Raw genomic sequence first — 15,089 nt, forward strand, 5'->3', positions numbered from 1 at the left:
CGGACAGGCCCAGCCCGCACGATCTCGGCGACGGCCCCTCAGCCGTTGACATGGCCGCCCCCGCTGCGCATGCTGAGCAAGCGCTTAGTAATGGCTCAGGAGGCGTGCGCCGAGCACGGAACCCCAGGAGGCGGGCAGAGATGACAGAGCCCCGAGTGTTTGCATCGGTCGACGAGCTGCGGGAAGCGGTCGGTGAGGAGCTGGGACCCAGCGACTGGCTGGAGATCGACCAGAAGCGGATCGATCTGTTCGCGGACGCCACCGGCGACCACCAGTGGATCCATGTGGACCCGGAGAAGGCCGCGGCCGGCCCCTTCGGGACGACCATTGCGCACGGGTATCTGACGCTGTCCCTGCTGCCCGCCCTGGTACCGCGGCTGATGCGGGTCGACAACGTGAAGATGGGCATCAACTACGGCACCAACAAGGTGCGTTTCCCCGCCACCGTCCCGGTCGGCTCGCGGCTGCGCGCCACGGCGAAGATCGCGGAGGTGGCCGAGGTGAAGGGCGGGGTGCAGCTCACCACGCTCGTCACGATCGAACGCGAGGGCGGCGACAAGCCGGTGTGCGTGGCGGAATCGGTCAGCCGGTTTTATCTGTAGCGGGCGCGGGTTCCTCCGCGGCGGACGCGGGTGTGGCGCGGGCGCCCACCATCCGCAGGACGAGGTCGGCGTAGAGCGCGCCGACCTCGTCGGGCGTGCGCGGGCCGTCGGCCGAGAACCAGCGGGCCACGTCCACGCAGAGCGACAGCACGGCGAGCGTGGTGCCCGGCACGTCGTCGACCCGGAACTCGCCGCTGTCCGCGCCGTCCTGGATGATGCCGCGCAGCAGCCGGTCGGTACGGCGGCGCAGATCGGTGACCTGGGCGTAGTGGTCGGCGCCCAGGGCCTGGAGTTCGTACTGGATGACCCGGGCGGTGGTGTGGTGCTCGGCGTGCCAGCGGGCGAAGGTACGGACCGCGTCGGCGAGCCGCTCGGTGGCGCTGCCCTCGGCCTCGGCGGCGGCGCCCATGATGCGCAGCGCCTTTTCGTGGCCGATGCCGCTGATGCGGTAGAGCAGCTCTTCCTTGGTCTTGTAGTGGATGTAGAGCGCGGCGGGGCTCATGCCGGCCCGGCCGGCGATGTCGCGGGTGGTGGTGGCGTGGTAGCCGCGCTCGGCGAACGCCGCGACCGCCGCGCCGACCAGCCGTCGCGCGGCGTCCGGGGTGACCCCGGCCCACTCCTCGTTCTCCGCCTCAGCGCGCTGTGCCGCCGCACCCATCGCGTACCCCGCTCCTCGATCCACCAGGGACGTTCCCGTGACGGATCGAACACCATACCGCGCCGCTGAGCAAGCGCTTAGCGCCCGGTGCGGCGGGCGTCAGAAGGCCGAGACCCCCGTCAGCGCGCGCCCGATGACCAGCTTCTGTATCTGGCTGGTGCCCTCGTAGAGCGTCATCACCCGCGCGTCCCGCAGCAGCTTGCCGACCGGGTACTCGTCGATGTAACCGTAACCGCCGAAGGCCTGAAGGGCGTTGTTGGCCGCCCGCACCGCCGCCTCGGAGGCGAACAGCTTGGCCTTCGACGCCTCGGTGACGAAGGGCTCGCCGCGGTCGATCAGATCGGCCACCCTCCAGGTCAGCAGCCGCGCCGCGTCCACATCCACCGCGATATCGCTGATCAGCTCCTGTACCAGCTGGTGCCCGGCGATCGGCTTGCCGAACTGCTCGCGCTCCCCGGCATGGGAGAGCGCGGCGTCCAGCGCGGCCTGGGCGATGCCGACACAGCCCGCGGCCACCGACATCCGCCCCTTGGCCAGCGCGGACATCGCCACCGAGAAGCCCTTGCCCTCCGGGCCGAGCAGCGCCGTGGCGGGGACCCGTACGCCCTGGAGCACCAGCTCCGCGGTGGCCTGGCCGCGCAGCCCCAGCTTCCCGTGGATCTCCCGGCGCTCCAGTCCGGGCGTGTCCGTCGGGACGAGGAAGGCGCTGATGCCCCGGTGGCCGGGCGCACCGCCGGTACGGGCGAAGAGCAGCACCACGTCCGCCCAGGTGCCGTTGGTGATGAAGGTCTTGGCGCCGTCGATGACGTAGCAGTCGCCGTCCCGGACCGCCTTCGTGGTGAGGCTGCCCGCATCGGACCCGGTGCCCGGCTCCGTCAGCCCGAAGCAGCCGACCGCCTCGCCGGAGGTCAGCCGGGGCAGCCATGCCCGCTTCTGCCGCTCGTCGCCCCAGGCCGCGATGGTCTTGCCCACCAGCCCGAGGGAGACCGAGACGATACCGCGCACGGAGGAGTCGCCGCGGCCGAGCTCCTCGGTGACGAGGACGTACGAGAGGTGGTCGCCGGCGCAGCCGCCGTACTCCTCGGGGACGGTGAGCCCGAGGAACCCCACCTCGCCCAGCTTCTTCACGATGCCGCGGTCGACCCGCTCCGCGCGGTCCCAGTCCCGGACGTGCGGGGCGATCTCGCGGTCGACGAAGTCCTTGGCGAGCCGGCGCGCGGCGGCCTGCTCGGGGCTGAGCTCCAGGTGCATCGAAGGCTCCCTGTCGGACGAGGACGGTTGACCAGCAGGTGACGAGCGCGTACCCGACACTTAATTAGCACTGCTAGTTTTCGGAGATCAGCCTCTACTATGGGCCGCATGGCCCGACCCCGCAAGCCCCTCCTGAGCCGCGAACGCATCGTCACCACCGCGCTGGCGCTCATCGACACGGAGGGGCTGCCGGCGCTGTCCACCCGGCGCCTCGCCGCGGAGCTGGGGGTGAGCGGGCCGTCGCTCTACAACCACTTCACGACCAAGGACGAGATCCTCGACGCGGTCGCCGACACCGTCATGGCCAAGGTCGATGTGTCGACGTTCCAGGCGGGCGGGGACTGGCGGGCCGGGCTGCGGGACTGGGCCCGCTCCTACCGCGCCGCGCTCGCCGCGCATCCGCATATCGTGCCGTTCCTCGCCCAGGGCCCCGGCCGTCGCCCGGCCGCGCTGAAGATGGCCGACGCGGCGTTCGGCGGCATGGTCGAGGCGGGCTGGCCGCCGGCCCAGGCCACCCGGATCTGCGCGATGGTCCGCTACTTCGTGGCGGGCTCCGCCCTGAGCTCGTTCGCCCGCGGTTTCGTCGACGACCCGGGCGCCTACGACCCCGCCGACTACCCGCACCTGGGCCAGGCCCACCTCCTGCCCGAGCACCAACGCCAGGTGGACGAGGGCGCGTTCGAGGACGGCCTGCGGGCGCTGGTGGACGGCCTGGCGCTCCAGCATCCCGAACGTCGGTAAAGCCCTGCATGACGGACTCCGCGCCAACTACTCTGCGTATTCCGGACGTTACGGGAACGGTCCGGCCGCGGAGGAGGTCGCCATGCCGCCGAGAAGGGGCGTCACCGGACGGAGCAAGGAACCGCGCAAACGGTTCGCGGAGGAACTGCAATTACTGCGCGCGCAGAAGGGCGACAGCCTGCGGAAGCTCGGCGAGGTGCTGGGCTGGGACGCGTCCCTGTTCGGGAAGATGGAGAGCGGGCAGACGCTGGGGAGCCCGGAGGTGGTCGAGGCACTGGGCCAGCACTACGGGGCGGGGGAATGGCTGCTGACGCTTTGGGAGTTGGCGCTCGGTGATCCGACGCAGTTCCTCGCGCAGTACCGGAGGTACATGGTGCTGGAACAGGAGGCGATGAGCCTCTGGCATTACGCACCGAGTGCACCGCCCGGCCTTCTCCAGACTGCCGCGTATGCGCGCGAAGCACTCGCGAGCGCTTTCAAGGGCCAGGAACTGGATCAGCAGGTCGAGGCACGCATAGGGCGACGGAAGCTGCTGGAGGGGGATGACGCACCGCCATTTCGCGTCATCCTCTCCGAGGCCGTGCTGCGCACGCGGCTGCGCGACACGCAGGAGTGGCGAGAGCAGCTGGAGTACCTGGCGGAGGCGGCGGAGCGCCCGAATATCACGCTCCACGTACTGCCGTTCAGTGCCGGTCCGCATGGCCTGATGTACGCCGCCGTGATGTTCCTGCGGCTGCTGGACGGTCGTACCGTGGCGTACACCGAAAACTACGATCGCGGTGAACTGATCGAGGAAAACGGCAGGGTTGAGCCCTTGCAGCGCACCTACGATGCGGTACGCGACCTGGCGCTGTCCCCGGCCGAGTCGAAGAAGTTCATCATGCGGATGTTGGAGGAAGTGCCGTGCGAGCCATCGACCTGAGAAACGTGACGTGGCGCAAGAGCAGCTACAGCAACTCGACCGGCGGCGAGTGCATCGAGATCGCCGACAACGTCCCCGCCCTCGTCCCCGTCCGCGACAGCAAGGACCCCCACGGCCCCGCGCTCGTCTTCAGCGCGGTCGCCTGGGGGTCCTTCGTCACCGCTGTGAAGGAGCGGCGTCAGCAGGGCCTGACGTAAGCAGGTCTTCGTTTCGTCCGGGCGCTCAGTCGTTCACGCAGACATTGCCGACGGCTGGGTTGAGGATCCCCACGATGTTGATGCTGTTGCCGCAGACGTTGGCCGGCACGGAGACGGGCGCCTGAATGACGTTGCCGGAGACGATTCCGGGAGAGCCCACGGCGGCGCCGTGGGCTCCGCTGTCGGCCGCCGCGACACCCGCTCCGGCGAGGACTCCGGTTGCGGCGAGGGCGGCGGCGGTCAGGGTGATACGTGCAGCACGCATGGCGGGCTCCTTTGTGTTGAGGAAACGATCGGCCGATTTCTGTCCCGGTGTTCATCGGAAAAACGCCGATCCATGGACGGGCCGCGCAAACCACCCCTTCAGGTGCCGCAACGCCCGCTCCCGCACAAACCGTCGGATTCGCCCAGGTCCCACACCGCCCCGCCGGGCAGCCTCTAGAACACCACCAGCGCCCGTCCGCCCTTCCCCGCCACCATCGCCTCGAATGCGGACGGGATGTCGTCGAGGCCGATGCGTTCGGTGACCATGGCGGAGAGGTCCAGGGCGCCCGAGCGGACATGGGCGGCGATGGCCGGGAGGTCGGCGGCCGGGTCGCTGTTGCCGTAGACGCAGCCGGAGAGAGTGCGGCCGAAGTAGAAGAGTTCCAGGGCGGTGAACGTGACCTGCTGTTCCTGGCCGCCGATGCCGACGACCGTGGTGCGGCCGCCGCGGCGGGTGGCGGACCACGCCGTACGGATCGTGTCGGCGCGGCCCACGCATTCGATGGCGACATCGGCGCCCATGCCGCCGGTGAGGGCGCGGACGCGCTTGGCGGTGTCGTCACCGGCCACCACGAACTCGGTGGCGCCCGCCGCCCGCGCCAGCTCCTCCTTGCCCGGGGAGACGTCCACGGCCACGATCGGACCCGCCCCGGCGATCCGCGCCGCCTGGAGGGTGGCCAGGCCCACGCCGCCGACGCCGAGGACCACCACCGACTCCCCCGCCCGGACCCGTGCGCTGTGGTGCACGGCGCCCCAGCCGGTGAGCACCGCGCAGCCCAGCAGCGCGGCGTCGGCCAGCGGTACGCCGTCCGGCAGCGGCAGGGCGGCGGCCGCGGGCACCACCGTCTCCTCGGCGAACGCGGCCGTGCCCAGGCCGGGGTAGAGCGCGCTGCCGTCGGCGGCGAGGGTGGCGTACGGGGACTCCGCGCCGCGGGCGGCGTGGGCGCACAGCCAGGGTTCGGACAGCCCGCAGAAGTGGCAACTGCCGCAGGAGGGTGCCCAGTTGAGGATGACCCGGTCGCCGGGTGCGACCGTGGTCACGTCCGGGCCGACGGCGGTGACGGTGCCCGCGCCCTCGTGGCCGAGGACGGCCGGGGCGGGCTGGCGCAGGGTGCCGTTGGACAGGGACAGATCGGAGTGGCAGACGCCCGCGGCCGCGAGGCGGATACGGACCTGGCCGGGGCCCGGCTCGGGCAGGTCGATCTCGGCGACCCGGAGCGGGGCGTTGACGGCGGGCAGTACGGCGGCGCGGACGGCCACGGATTCTCCTCGGTACGGCGGCGAACAGGGCGGAGCGGGGGCCTTGAGAGCTGGGCGCGGGCCTGTCAGAACTGGAGCGACTTGGTCTGGAGGTACTCGGTCAGGCCGTGCGGGCCCAGTTCCCGGCCGACGCCGGACTGCTTGTAGCCGCCGAAGGGCGCCAGCAGGTTGAAGCGGCCGCCGTTGATGTCGACCTGCCCGGTGTCCAGGCGGCGGGCGAAGGCCACTGCGGTCTGCTCGTCGGCGGCCCAGACGGCGCCGGCGAGCCCGTAGACGGTGCCGTTGGCGATCCGTACGGCCTCGTCCTCGTCCTCGTACTTCAGGACCGACAGGACCGGGCCGAAGATCTCCTCCTGGGCGATGGTCATGTCGGGGGTGACGTCGGCGAAGACGGTCGGGCGGACGTAGTAGCCGGTGCCGAGGCCCTCGGGGGCGTCGTCGCCGCCGGTCACCAGGCGCGCGCCCTCCTTGACGCCCTGGGCGATGAAGCCGCGGACGCGGTCGCGCTGCCTGGCGTTGACGACCGGGCCCAGCCGGGTCTCCTGCGCCGTGGGGTCGCCGGGGGCGCAGGCGGCGAACCCCTGCGCGGCGAGGGCGACCGCCTCGTCGTACTGGTCGGCGTGGACGAGCATCCGGGTCAGCGCGTTGCAGGACTGGCCGGAGTTGCGGATGACGTCGGCGACATTGACGCCGACGGCCTTGGCCAGGTCGGCGCCGGGCAGGATGACGTTGGCGGACTTGCCGCCCAGTTCGAGGGCCACCCGCTTGACGGCGCCGCCCGCGACCGCGCCGATCTTCCGGCCGACGGCCGTGGAGCCGGTGAAGGAGACCAGGTCGACGCCCTCGTGCTCGGCGAGCGCCTGGCCGGCGACGGTGCCGAGCCCGGTGACGAGGTTGAAGACGCCGGCCGGGATGCCCGCCGCGTCCACGCACTCGGCGAACAGCCGGGCGGTGAGCGGGGTGTCCTCGGCGGGCTTGAGTACGACGGTGCAGCCGGCGGCGAGCGCCGGGGCGACCTTGTTGGTGATCTGGTGGAGGGGGTAGTTCCAGGGGGTGATCGCGCCGACCACGCCGACCGGCTCGTGCAGCACGGTGGAGTTGCCGAGCTTCTCCTCGAAGGCGTACGAGGCGGCCAGTTCGGCGTACGAACCGGTCACCGCGATCGGCAGGGCGGTCTGGACCCGGGTGCTGAAGGCCGCCGGGCAGCCCAGTTCGGCGGTGATGGTGGCGGCGATCTCGTCGGCGCGGGCGGCGAGGCGGTCGCGCAGCGCGGTCAGCCGGGCGGCGCGCTCGGCGGGGGCGGTGGCGCGCCAGGCGGGCAGTGCGGCGCGGGCGGCGCGCACGGCGGCGTCGATGTCCTCGGCGGTGCCGGCCGGTACGGTCGCGATCACCCGTTCGTCGGCGGGGTTGCGCACCTCGATGGTGGCGGCGGTGGCGGCGGGCCGCCAGGCTCCGTCGATGTACATCCCGTCGTGTGCCGTCATCTCGCCGTCCAGCATCTCGCCGTCCTCCCGAGCGGTCCAGGTACGCGGCGGTCCGCCGCGGTCCTCAAACTAGCGGCGCTAGTTTGAGGGGCGCCACCCCCGGCGGGAGTGGCGCTCGTCATCCGGACATCATGACGGTTCGGGCCGGGCGGTCCGCAGCGGGCCGCGGGGGCCGCCCTCACACCGCCGGGATCTTCGCGCGGAACTTCTTGGTCAGATCGGCGCCGCGGACCACCCCGCCCTGGTGGTACTTCAGCCCCCAGGCATCGATCACCGACCCGTCGCCGAACATACAGGCCGAGGTCACCTTCGACGGGTCGCTCTCGCCCCGGGCGCCCCAACCGCCGCCGTCCGTGGGCCTGTTGCCGAACATCGCGGTGCCGTTGATGCCCTGGCAGTAGGCGATGGAGGGGTTGCCGGGACCAGTGGGGCCGGAGGGCTTGCGGACGTAGGCGAGTGCGGCCAGGGTCGGTTTGTCGGCGGCCAGGGTGTCCGCGGCGATCATGATCCGGCTGCCGTCCTTGGCGGCGAACACACACATCTCCCGCTCGCCGCCCAGCGGGGTGAGCTTCTCCCCGGTGCCGGTGTAGTACGGGACGCGGGTCTGGACCGCGCCGCCCTGCTGCGTACACCAGGCCGCGGCGGCCGACCGGCCGTGCGCGGCGGGCGGGGCGGCGTCGGGCGAGCCGTCGGCCGCGTGGGCGGTCACGGCCGTACCGGAGGCGAGGACGAGGGCAGTGACGGCAAGGGCATGGGAACGCTTCACGCTTCCTCCTGAGGGACCGTCGGACGGGCCGGCTGAACGCACATCCTTGGCACCGCCCGCCCCACCGTCAACGCGCCGTGGGCCGCGTCCCGGCACTACCGGACACATTGACGCGATCACGGCGCCCGACCGTCCGTGACATGCCCCGACGAGGGACGGGATCCGGCCAGTAATACGCGGGTAACAACCCCCGGCGGCCGAACGGTGACAGTGTCCGGCCTCATGAATCCCCCACTGCTGCGTATCCGTCTCCTCGGCGGCTTCCGGCTGGAACGCGACGGTGGCGCGCCACTCGCGGAGCGCTGGCCGCGCCCCGGCGCGCGGACCGTGGTCAAGCTGCTCGCCCTCGCACCCGGCCGTCAGCTGCACCGCGAGCAGATCATGGCCGTGTGCTGGCCGCACGCCGAACTCCCGGCCGCGCTGCGCAGTCTGCGGGTCGCCCTGCACACGGCCCGGCATGCGCTGGAGCCGGAGCTGCCGGCGCGCGGCGCCTCGTCGTATCTGCTCGGCGACGGCGCACTGCTGCGGCTGGCGCCGGAGGCGGTGTGGATCGACACCGAGCACGCCGTGGCGCTGGCCCGACGGGCGCTGGCCGAAGGCGGCGGTCCCGGGCTGACGGCCGCGCTGGCGGCGCTGGCGGGCGAGTTACTGCCGGAGGACCCGTACGCGCGCTGGGCCGAACCGCTCCGGGAGCGGCTGGAGCGGCTGCGCGGCGAGGTGCGCGAGGCGCTCGCCCGGGCGGCGCCCGCGCCCGGCCAGGACGCGCCCCGGCCGGAGGCGGATGCGGCCGCGGTACGGCTGGACTGGGCACGGGACCTGGACCGTGCGGGACGGTATGCCCAGGCCGTCGGGGTGCTGCGGGAGGCGCTGGCCGCGTACCGGCGCCAGGGGCTGGGCGACGCCGCCGCGCTGGCCGCCGCCCGACTGGCGGAGGCGCTCTCGCGCAGCCCCGGTGCGGACGCCGAGGAGGCGCTCGCCGTGCTGCGCGCCCATCCGCCGGGGTCCGCGGCGCCCGACGAGGTGCGGGCGGCGCACCATATGGCGCGCTCCGCGGTGCTCTCGTACACGGGCCGGTACGAGGAGGGGCTGGTTGCCGCGCGGGCCGCGCAGCGGGCGGCCGAGGCGGCCCGGGGGCCCGGCCTGCCTGTGCTGCTGGCCCGCTCGCTGGCCCAGCAGACGGTGTGTCTGGGGCTGTCGGGCCGTACCGCCGCCGCGGCCGGGCCCGCCGAGCGCGCGCTGGCTCCGGCCGAGGAGTCGGAGGACCCGGCGGTGGTGGCGACCGTCCTGTCCGTGCTGCGCGAGACGGCCCGCCGCGCGGGCCGGTACCGGCAGGCGCTCGGGTACGGGCGGCGCGCCCTGGCCCTGGCCGAACAGGCCGGGCGGCCCACCGCCACCGCCTTCGAGCGCGCCAATCTGGCCGAACTGCATCTGCTGCTGGGCGAAGCGGCGGAGGCCGAACGGCTGGCCCGGTCCGCGGTCGAACTGGCCGCCCCCTTCGGCGGCACCGCCCTGGCCTTCGCCCTGGTCGCCCTGGCCCGGGTCCGTACCGTCCCCGCCCCGGACGACGCCGCCCGCCTCCTGGACCGCGCCGAGCGCTGCGCGGAGACGGGCGGCCATCTCCAGGCGCTGGACGAGGTCCGCGCGGCTAGGGCGGCGCTGGCCGGGGCCGGTGGGGCGACCGGGGTCTGACCTAGTCCAGATACCGCGCCAGATAGGCCCGCAGCAGCTCCTTGCACTCGGTCACGATCGCCGTATCGCCGCCGGGATCCGTCCGGAAGGCGAGCTGGAGCAGCGCGTCTGCGGTCTCGACGCCGACGAGGAAGGCGGTGCGCAGCCGCTCGTCGGCGGCGTCCAGTCCGAGCGGGGCGGCGAGCAGGGCCAGCAGCCGGTCGGCGACGTCGTGGTTGGCGCGGCGGTCCGCGGGCGGGGCGGGGACGGTGAACTCCACCAGGGCGAAGCCGGGCACCGTGCGCTTCATGGCGAGATATTCGTCGATCACCACATCCATGGCGGCCCGCCAGCCCACCACCGCGTCCGGGGCCGCGAGGCGGGCGGTGATCAGGTCCGCGTAGGCGTCGAGATTGCGCCGGGCGAGCGCCTCGGCCATGGCGCGCTTGTTGGGGAAGAAGCGGTAGACCGAGCCGATGGGGACGCCGGCGCGGCCGGCCACGGCGCGGGTGCTGAGCTCCTCGTAGCCGGTCTCGTCGAGGAGTTCGGCGCAGGCGTCGAGGATACGGGCCAGGCGCCGGGCGCTGCGCTGCTGGACGGGGACGCGTCGGAACGGGGTCGGCAACTGCTCACCTCCAGAGCGAATAAGTGAGCGTAACCACGTGTGAGTGAGTGTCGTTGTCAGAGTGTGAATTTGACGGAATGGGCGAGGACACAGGGCGTGCATCCGCAGACCGCGTATCGCTGGTTCCGTGAGGGGACGTTGCCGGTACCGGCTCAGCGGGTCGGGCAGCGCACGATCTTGGTGAACATTGAGACCAGAACCGCTCCGGAAGTGGTGGACGGCCTGGGTCTGTACGCCCGCGTCTCCTCGCACGATCAGAAGTCTGATCTGGAACGCCAGGTCGCTCGGCTGTCGGAGTGGGCTGCGAAGGCCGGTCACCGAGTCGTTCGTGTTGAGGCGGAGATCGCTGCCGGCACGAACGGCTGCTGTTCCAAGGCCCGGCGTCTGCTGGCCGACCCGGCGGTGACCTGCGTGGTGGTGGAGCGCAAAGACCGGCTCGGTCGGATGAACGTCGATCTTGTCGAGGCTGCCTTGTCCGCGACAGGCCGTCGCGTGCTGGTGCTGGACGACGGCGAGGTCGAGGACGACCTGGTAAGCGACATGGTCGAGGTGCTGACCTCGTTCTGCGCCCGCCTGTACGGGCGCCGCTCGGCGAAGATGCGGGCGAAGGCCGCACTGGAGGCAGCCGAACGTGGCCGACCTGCGCCCGATTGATCCGTCGTTTGTTGCTCTCGGGCCGTCCGGTGTCGCGATCCGTACCCGGCTCAAGGCGATCACGGCCGCGGACGAGAAGGTGCTCAGGCTGGTAGGTGACCACTTGGGGACGCTGGCCGGGCGTGACCTCAAGGCCCGCTGTGCAGCCGGTCTGGAGCACGACAGCGACCAGTGGGCGGAGCGGAAGCGCACCCTGACGCAAGAGGCGTCGTCCCGCTGGGCCGGGAGCATCACGAAGGCCACCCACGACCAGTGGGCACTGGCTCGCCGCGCCCAACTCGCGCACATCCACAATCTCGAAGCTGGTGTCCGTACCATTGCGCACCGCCTGTCCCTCCCGGTCGGGGAGAAAGGCTCCAAACGGGCGCCGGGCGGATACCGCACCAAGCAGGAGCGGTTCGCCAAGTCCCGCCGCCTGCACCTGCTTCAGGACAGGCTGATCGCTGAGCAGGCGGACCGTGAGGCCGGGCGCGTCCGGGTAACACGCGGCGGTAAACGTCTGCTCGGCAGCCGGCACCATCTCAAGGCCGCGAACCTGACCGAGGCCGAATGGTGTGAGCGCTGGGAGGCCAAGCGCCGGTTTCTTCAGGCGGACGGCGAGTCCGGCAAGCGGTATGGGAACGAGACGATCCGCGTCACCCCTGCCGGGGAGGTCAGCATCAAGCTGCCCTCCCCGCTGGCCCACCTGGCCAACGCCTCACGTGGCCGCTACGTCCTTACTGGCACCGTGGTATTCCACCATCGGGGCGACGAATGGGCCGACCGCGTCACCGGCAACCGGGCCCTCGCCTACCGCATCCACGAAGACGTGCAGCGCGGGCGCTGGTACCTGACCGCCTCCTGGTCCATCCCACCGGTCAAGACCGTGCCGCCGCAGGCGGCCCGCACGAGCGGGCTGATCGGCGTGGACACCAACGCCGACCACCTGGCCGCCTGGCGGCTCGACCCACACGGCAACCCGTGTGGTGAGCCCCGAAGATTCTTCTTCGACTTGTCCGGCACCGCCGATCACCGCGACGCGCAGGTCCGGCACGCCCTCATCCGGCTGCTGCACTGGGCAGCCCAGCACCAGCTCGCCATCGGCATCGAGGACCTGGACTTCAGCGCGGAGAAAACCAGGGAGAAGCACGGCCGCCGCAAGCGGTTCCGCAAGCTGATCTCCGGCATGCCCGTGAGCAAGCTGCGCGCCCGGCTCGTCAGCATGGCCACCGAACTCGGCTTAACGATCGTCGCTGTCGACCCGGCCTATACCTCGAAGTGGGGCGCCCAGCACTGGCAGAAACCCCTCACCAGCAACAACCGCAAAACCACCCGCCACGACGCGGCCGCCGTGGCGATCGGCAGGCGCGCCCTGGGGCACCCGATCCGGCGACGGATGGCACCGCCCCCGCACGACCAGAGCGATCGTGCGGGGCATCGGACCGTCCAGGCCCGACCGGACGTCTTGGTGCGCGAGGAACCCCGCCCCTCCGTCCCCGGACAACGGACGCGATCCGTCTGCCCGGACGTGAGAGCGAAAGCGGGGGACCAGTGTGCCCAACACCGTTCGGGGCACGCGGCTGAGCATGGGTCCTGGCAACAGGACTCACTCCCGCTCAGTCTCTAGGAACGGTCGGCTGCTGCACGCGGACATCCTGCCCGGCGGGGCGGCGGGCGTGCACAGGAGTGCACGAGAGTGCGCCGACACCGGGATCCGGCCACCGCGGCCGGGATCTCCCATTGACGGGCGAGCCCCCGGACGGCAATCCTAAGGTCTTGCATAGGATTCGGCCGGGCACGGGATCCGGCCGGACGGTGTCCGAGGGTGCACAGGTCGTCGCGCGGCCGGTGCACGGGTCTTCGAGCGGCGGGAGCACACGATGACGGGTACGGGCGACGAGCAGGCCGGGAAGGGCGCCGAGGGACCGGCGTACCTCTGCGGCTTCGGCAACGAGCACAGCTCGGAGGCCGTCCCCGGCGCCCTGCCGGTGGGCCGCAACTCCCCGCAGCGCGCCCCGCTGGGCCTGTACGCCGAGCAGCTGAGCGGCTCGGCGTTCACCGAACCGCGCGCCCACAACCGCCGCTCCTGGCTCTACCGCATCCGCCCCTCGGCCGCGCATCCGCCGTTCGTCCGCGCCGAGCAGGGCGCGCTGCGCTCGGCACCGTTCACCGACTGCGTCCCCGACCCCAACCGGCTGCGCTGGAACCCGCTGCCCGAGCCCGACGGCCCCACCGACTTCCTCTCCGGCCTGTGGACGCTGGGCGGCAACGGCGACGCCACCCAGCGCACCGGCATGGCCGTCCACCTCTACCGCGCCAACGCCTCCATGACCGACCGGGTGTTCAGCGACGCGGACGGCGAGCTGCTGATCGTGCCCGAGCGCGGCGGGCTGCTGCTGCGGACCGAATTCGGCCTGCTGCGCGCCGAACCGGGCCAGGTGGCGCTGATCCCGCGCGGGGTGCGCTTCCGCGTCGAGCTGCTGGACGCCGGCCCCGACGGTCGGGGCCCGACGGCCCGCGGCTATGTCTGCGAGAACTACGGCCGGCCCTTCCAGCTCCCCGACCTCGGCCCGATCGGCGCCAACGGGCTGGCGAACCCGCGGGACTTCCTCGCCCCGGTCGCGGCCTACGAGGACGTCGAGGGCCCCGTCGAGGTGGTCAACAAGTTCTGCGGCACCCTGTGGAAGGCCACCTACGACCACTCCCCGCTGGACGTCGTCGCCTGGCACGGCAACCACGTCCCGTACGTCTACGACCTGCGCCGCTTCAACGTCATCGGGACCATCAGCTACGACCACCCCGACCCGTCGATCTTCACCGTCCTGACCGCCCCCTCCGACACCCCGGGCCTGGCCGGCGTGGACTTCGTGGTGTTCGCACCGCGCTGGCTGGTGGGCGAGGACACGTTCCGGCCGCCCTATTTCCACCGCAATGTGATGACCGAGTACATGGGCCTGATCGAGGGCGCCTACGACGCGAAGGCCGAAGGCTTCGTCCCCGGCGGCGGCTCGCTGCACAACATGATGTCGGCGCACGGCCCGGACCGGGAGACCTTCGACCGGGCCAGCGCCGCCGAACTGCGGCCGCAGAAGGTCGACGACGGCCTGGCCTTCATGTTCGAGACCCGCTGGCCGCTGACGCTCACCGCCCAGGCCCGCGACGCCGACCATCTCCAGCGCGCCTACGACGACGTATGGCAGGGTCTCCAGCGCCACTTCCGCCCGTGAGACGGGGAACGCCCTGACACCGGAGACCGCTCTGTGACCACCTTCGCCCCCGACTCGCTCGCCCTGAACCGCAAGCTGCCGCTGTGGTACCAGGTCTCGCAGTCGCTGCGCGCCTCCATACTGGGCCGCGCGCCCGACGCACCGCTGCGACTGCCCACCGAGGATGCCCTCGCCGCGCACTACGGCGTGAGCGTGCTGACCATGCGCCAGGCCCTGAAGGAGCTGGAGACGGAGGGGCTGATCAGCCGGCACCGGCGGCGCGGGACGTTCATCGAGCCGGGGGCGCAGCGCGGTGCGCCGGTGCGGCTGCTGGGTTCGGTCGATGCGATCGTGGCCCAGCAGTCCGGGATGCGCACCGAGCTGCTGGAGCACGGGCCGGTGCCCGTACCGTCCGGCCTGGCCGAGCACTTCCCGGGGCTGGCGGAGGTCGCCGGGTTCCGGCGGCTGCGCAGCGACGAGGAGACGGGCGAGCCGACCAACCACGCGCGCAACTACGTCCGGCCCGATGTGGCCGACCGGATCGATCCGGCGGACCTGGAGCGCTGGCCGATGACCAAGGTGCTGCGGGACGCGGTGGGCGTGCGGATCGGGCGGATCACCGACACCGTCGAGGCGCGGCTGGCGGATCCGGAGACCGCGGCGCTGCTCCAGGTGCCGCTGCTCAGCCCGATCCTCCACTACACGGGCCTGACCTGCGACGAGGACGGCCGGGTGGTCGATATCGCGGTGATCCACTACCGCGGCGACCGGTTCTCGTTCACCGTCACGCTGGATGCGCACTGACGGCGGGC

General features: G+C 72.2%; 16 protein-coding genes. 9 read left to right on the plus strand and 7 right to left on the minus strand.

Annotated features, from left to right (window positions below):
* Positions 1 to 140: 140 nt before the first annotated feature.
* Positions 141 to 602, plus strand: a complete 462-nt coding sequence (locus B1H19_RS10535; protein ID WP_083104349.1) for a MaoC family dehydratase — start codon at positions 141 to 143, stop codon at positions 600 to 602.
* On the opposite strand, the gene B1H19_RS10540 is transcribed toward B1H19_RS10535, so the two are convergent.
* The gene (locus B1H19_RS10540; RefSeq protein WP_083104350.1) at positions 583 to 1,260 is read right to left on the minus strand and encodes a TetR/AcrR family transcriptional regulator; all 678 of its coding nucleotides are present in this window, start codon (positions 1,258 to 1,260) and stop codon (positions 583 to 585) included. The genes B1H19_RS10535 and B1H19_RS10540 overlap by 20 nt on opposite strands.
* Positions 1,261 to 1,359: 99 nt before the next feature.
* Positions 1,360 to 2,511 (minus strand): acyl-CoA dehydrogenase family protein, encoded by a 1,152-nt coding sequence (locus B1H19_RS10545; RefSeq protein WP_083104351.1) that lies wholly within the window; start codon positions 2,509 to 2,511, stop codon positions 1,360 to 1,362.
* A 108-nt stretch (positions 2,512 to 2,619) separates the two neighbouring features.
* On the opposite strand from B1H19_RS10545, the gene B1H19_RS10550 reads away from it, so the two are divergent.
* From B1H19_RS10550 to B1H19_RS10560, 3 genes are all read left to right on the plus strand, one after another.
* Complete coding sequence (locus tag B1H19_RS10550) at positions 2,620 to 3,252, plus strand: TetR/AcrR family transcriptional regulator (protein WP_083109534.1); 633 nt, start codon at positions 2,620 to 2,622, stop codon at positions 3,250 to 3,252.
* A gap of 82 nt (positions 3,253 to 3,334) precedes the next feature.
* The gene (locus B1H19_RS10555) at positions 3,335 to 4,174 is read left to right on the plus strand and encodes a helix-turn-helix domain-containing protein (protein WP_083104352.1); all 840 of its coding nucleotides are present in this window, start codon (positions 3,335 to 3,337) and stop codon (positions 4,172 to 4,174) included.
* Positions 4,156 to 4,371, plus strand: coding sequence for a DUF397 domain-containing protein (locus B1H19_RS10560; RefSeq protein ID WP_083104353.1), 216 nt, complete (start codon positions 4,156 to 4,158; stop codon positions 4,369 to 4,371). Before B1H19_RS10555 ends, B1H19_RS10560 begins: the two co-directional genes overlap by 19 nt.
* A gap of 25 nt (positions 4,372 to 4,396) precedes the next feature.
* On the opposite strand, the gene B1H19_RS10565 is transcribed toward B1H19_RS10560, so the two are convergent.
* The 4 genes from B1H19_RS10565 to B1H19_RS10580 all read right to left on the minus strand — a co-directional run bounded on the left by B1H19_RS10565 (position 4,397) and on the right by B1H19_RS10580 (position 8,145).
* Positions 4,397 to 4,636 carry a chaplin gene (locus B1H19_RS10565; protein ID WP_083104354.1) on the minus strand — a complete coding sequence of 80 codons (240 nt, stop codon included), beginning with the start codon at positions 4,634 to 4,636 and terminating at the stop codon, positions 4,397 to 4,399.
* A 173-nt stretch (positions 4,637 to 4,809) separates the two neighbouring features.
* The gene (locus B1H19_RS10570; protein ID WP_083104355.1) at positions 4,810 to 5,895 is read right to left on the minus strand and encodes a Zn-dependent alcohol dehydrogenase; all 1,086 of its coding nucleotides are present in this window, start codon (positions 5,893 to 5,895) and stop codon (positions 4,810 to 4,812) included.
* 65 nt (positions 5,896 to 5,960) lie between these two features.
* Positions 5,961 to 7,379 carry an aldehyde dehydrogenase family protein gene (locus B1H19_RS10575; RefSeq protein ID WP_083109535.1) on the minus strand — a complete coding sequence of 473 codons (1,419 nt, stop codon included), beginning with the start codon at positions 7,377 to 7,379 and terminating at the stop codon, positions 5,961 to 5,963.
* A gap of 178 nt (positions 7,380 to 7,557) precedes the next feature.
* Positions 7,558 to 8,145 carry a hypothetical protein gene (locus B1H19_RS10580; protein WP_083104356.1) on the minus strand — a complete coding sequence of 196 codons (588 nt, stop codon included), beginning with the start codon at positions 8,143 to 8,145 and terminating at the stop codon, positions 7,558 to 7,560.
* A 222-nt stretch (positions 8,146 to 8,367) separates the two neighbouring features.
* On the opposite strand from B1H19_RS10580, the gene B1H19_RS10585 reads away from it, so the two are divergent.
* Positions 8,368 to 9,834: an AfsR/SARP family transcriptional regulator gene (locus B1H19_RS10585; RefSeq protein WP_083104357.1), complete on the plus strand. Its 1,467-nt coding sequence runs from the start codon at positions 8,368 to 8,370 to the stop codon at positions 9,832 to 9,834.
* 1 nt (position 9,835) lies between these two features.
* Here B1H19_RS10585 and B1H19_RS10590 read toward each other — a convergent pair whose 3' ends face one another.
* On the minus strand, positions 9,836 to 10,438 hold the full coding sequence (locus B1H19_RS10590; protein WP_237289252.1) for a TetR/AcrR family transcriptional regulator: 603 nt from the start codon (positions 10,436 to 10,438) through the stop codon (positions 9,836 to 9,838).
* A gap of 63 nt (positions 10,439 to 10,501) precedes the next feature.
* On the opposite strand from B1H19_RS10590, the gene B1H19_RS10595 reads away from it, so the two are divergent.
* The 4 genes from B1H19_RS10595 (at position 10,502) to B1H19_RS10610 (ending at position 15,081) form a co-directional block, all read left to right on the plus strand.
* Positions 10,502 to 11,092 carry an IS607 family transposase gene (locus B1H19_RS10595; protein WP_083109536.1) on the plus strand — a complete coding sequence of 197 codons (591 nt, stop codon included), beginning with the start codon at positions 10,502 to 10,504 and terminating at the stop codon, positions 11,090 to 11,092.
* On the plus strand, positions 11,070 to 12,698 hold the full coding sequence (locus B1H19_RS10600) for an IS200/IS605 family element transposase accessory protein TnpB (protein WP_107425937.1): 1,629 nt from the start codon (positions 11,070 to 11,072) through the stop codon (positions 12,696 to 12,698). Before B1H19_RS10595 ends, B1H19_RS10600 begins: the two co-directional genes overlap by 23 nt.
* A 253-nt stretch (positions 12,699 to 12,951) precedes the next feature.
* On the plus strand, positions 12,952 to 14,298 hold the full coding sequence (gene hmgA, locus B1H19_RS10605; protein WP_083104359.1) for a homogentisate 1,2-dioxygenase: 1,347 nt from the start codon (positions 12,952 to 12,954) through the stop codon (positions 14,296 to 14,298).
* Positions 14,299 to 14,331: 33 nt separating this feature from the next.
* Entirely contained in the window at positions 14,332 to 15,081 is a 750-nt protein-coding gene (locus B1H19_RS10610) for a GntR family transcriptional regulator (protein ID WP_083104360.1), read from the plus strand.
* The last annotated feature ends 8 nt before the right edge of the window (positions 15,082 to 15,089 follow it).

The sequence above is a fragment of the Streptomyces gilvosporeus genome, from assembly GCF_002082195.1.
Lineage (GTDB): Bacteria > Actinomycetota > Actinomycetes > Streptomycetales > Streptomycetaceae > Streptomyces > Streptomyces gilvosporeus.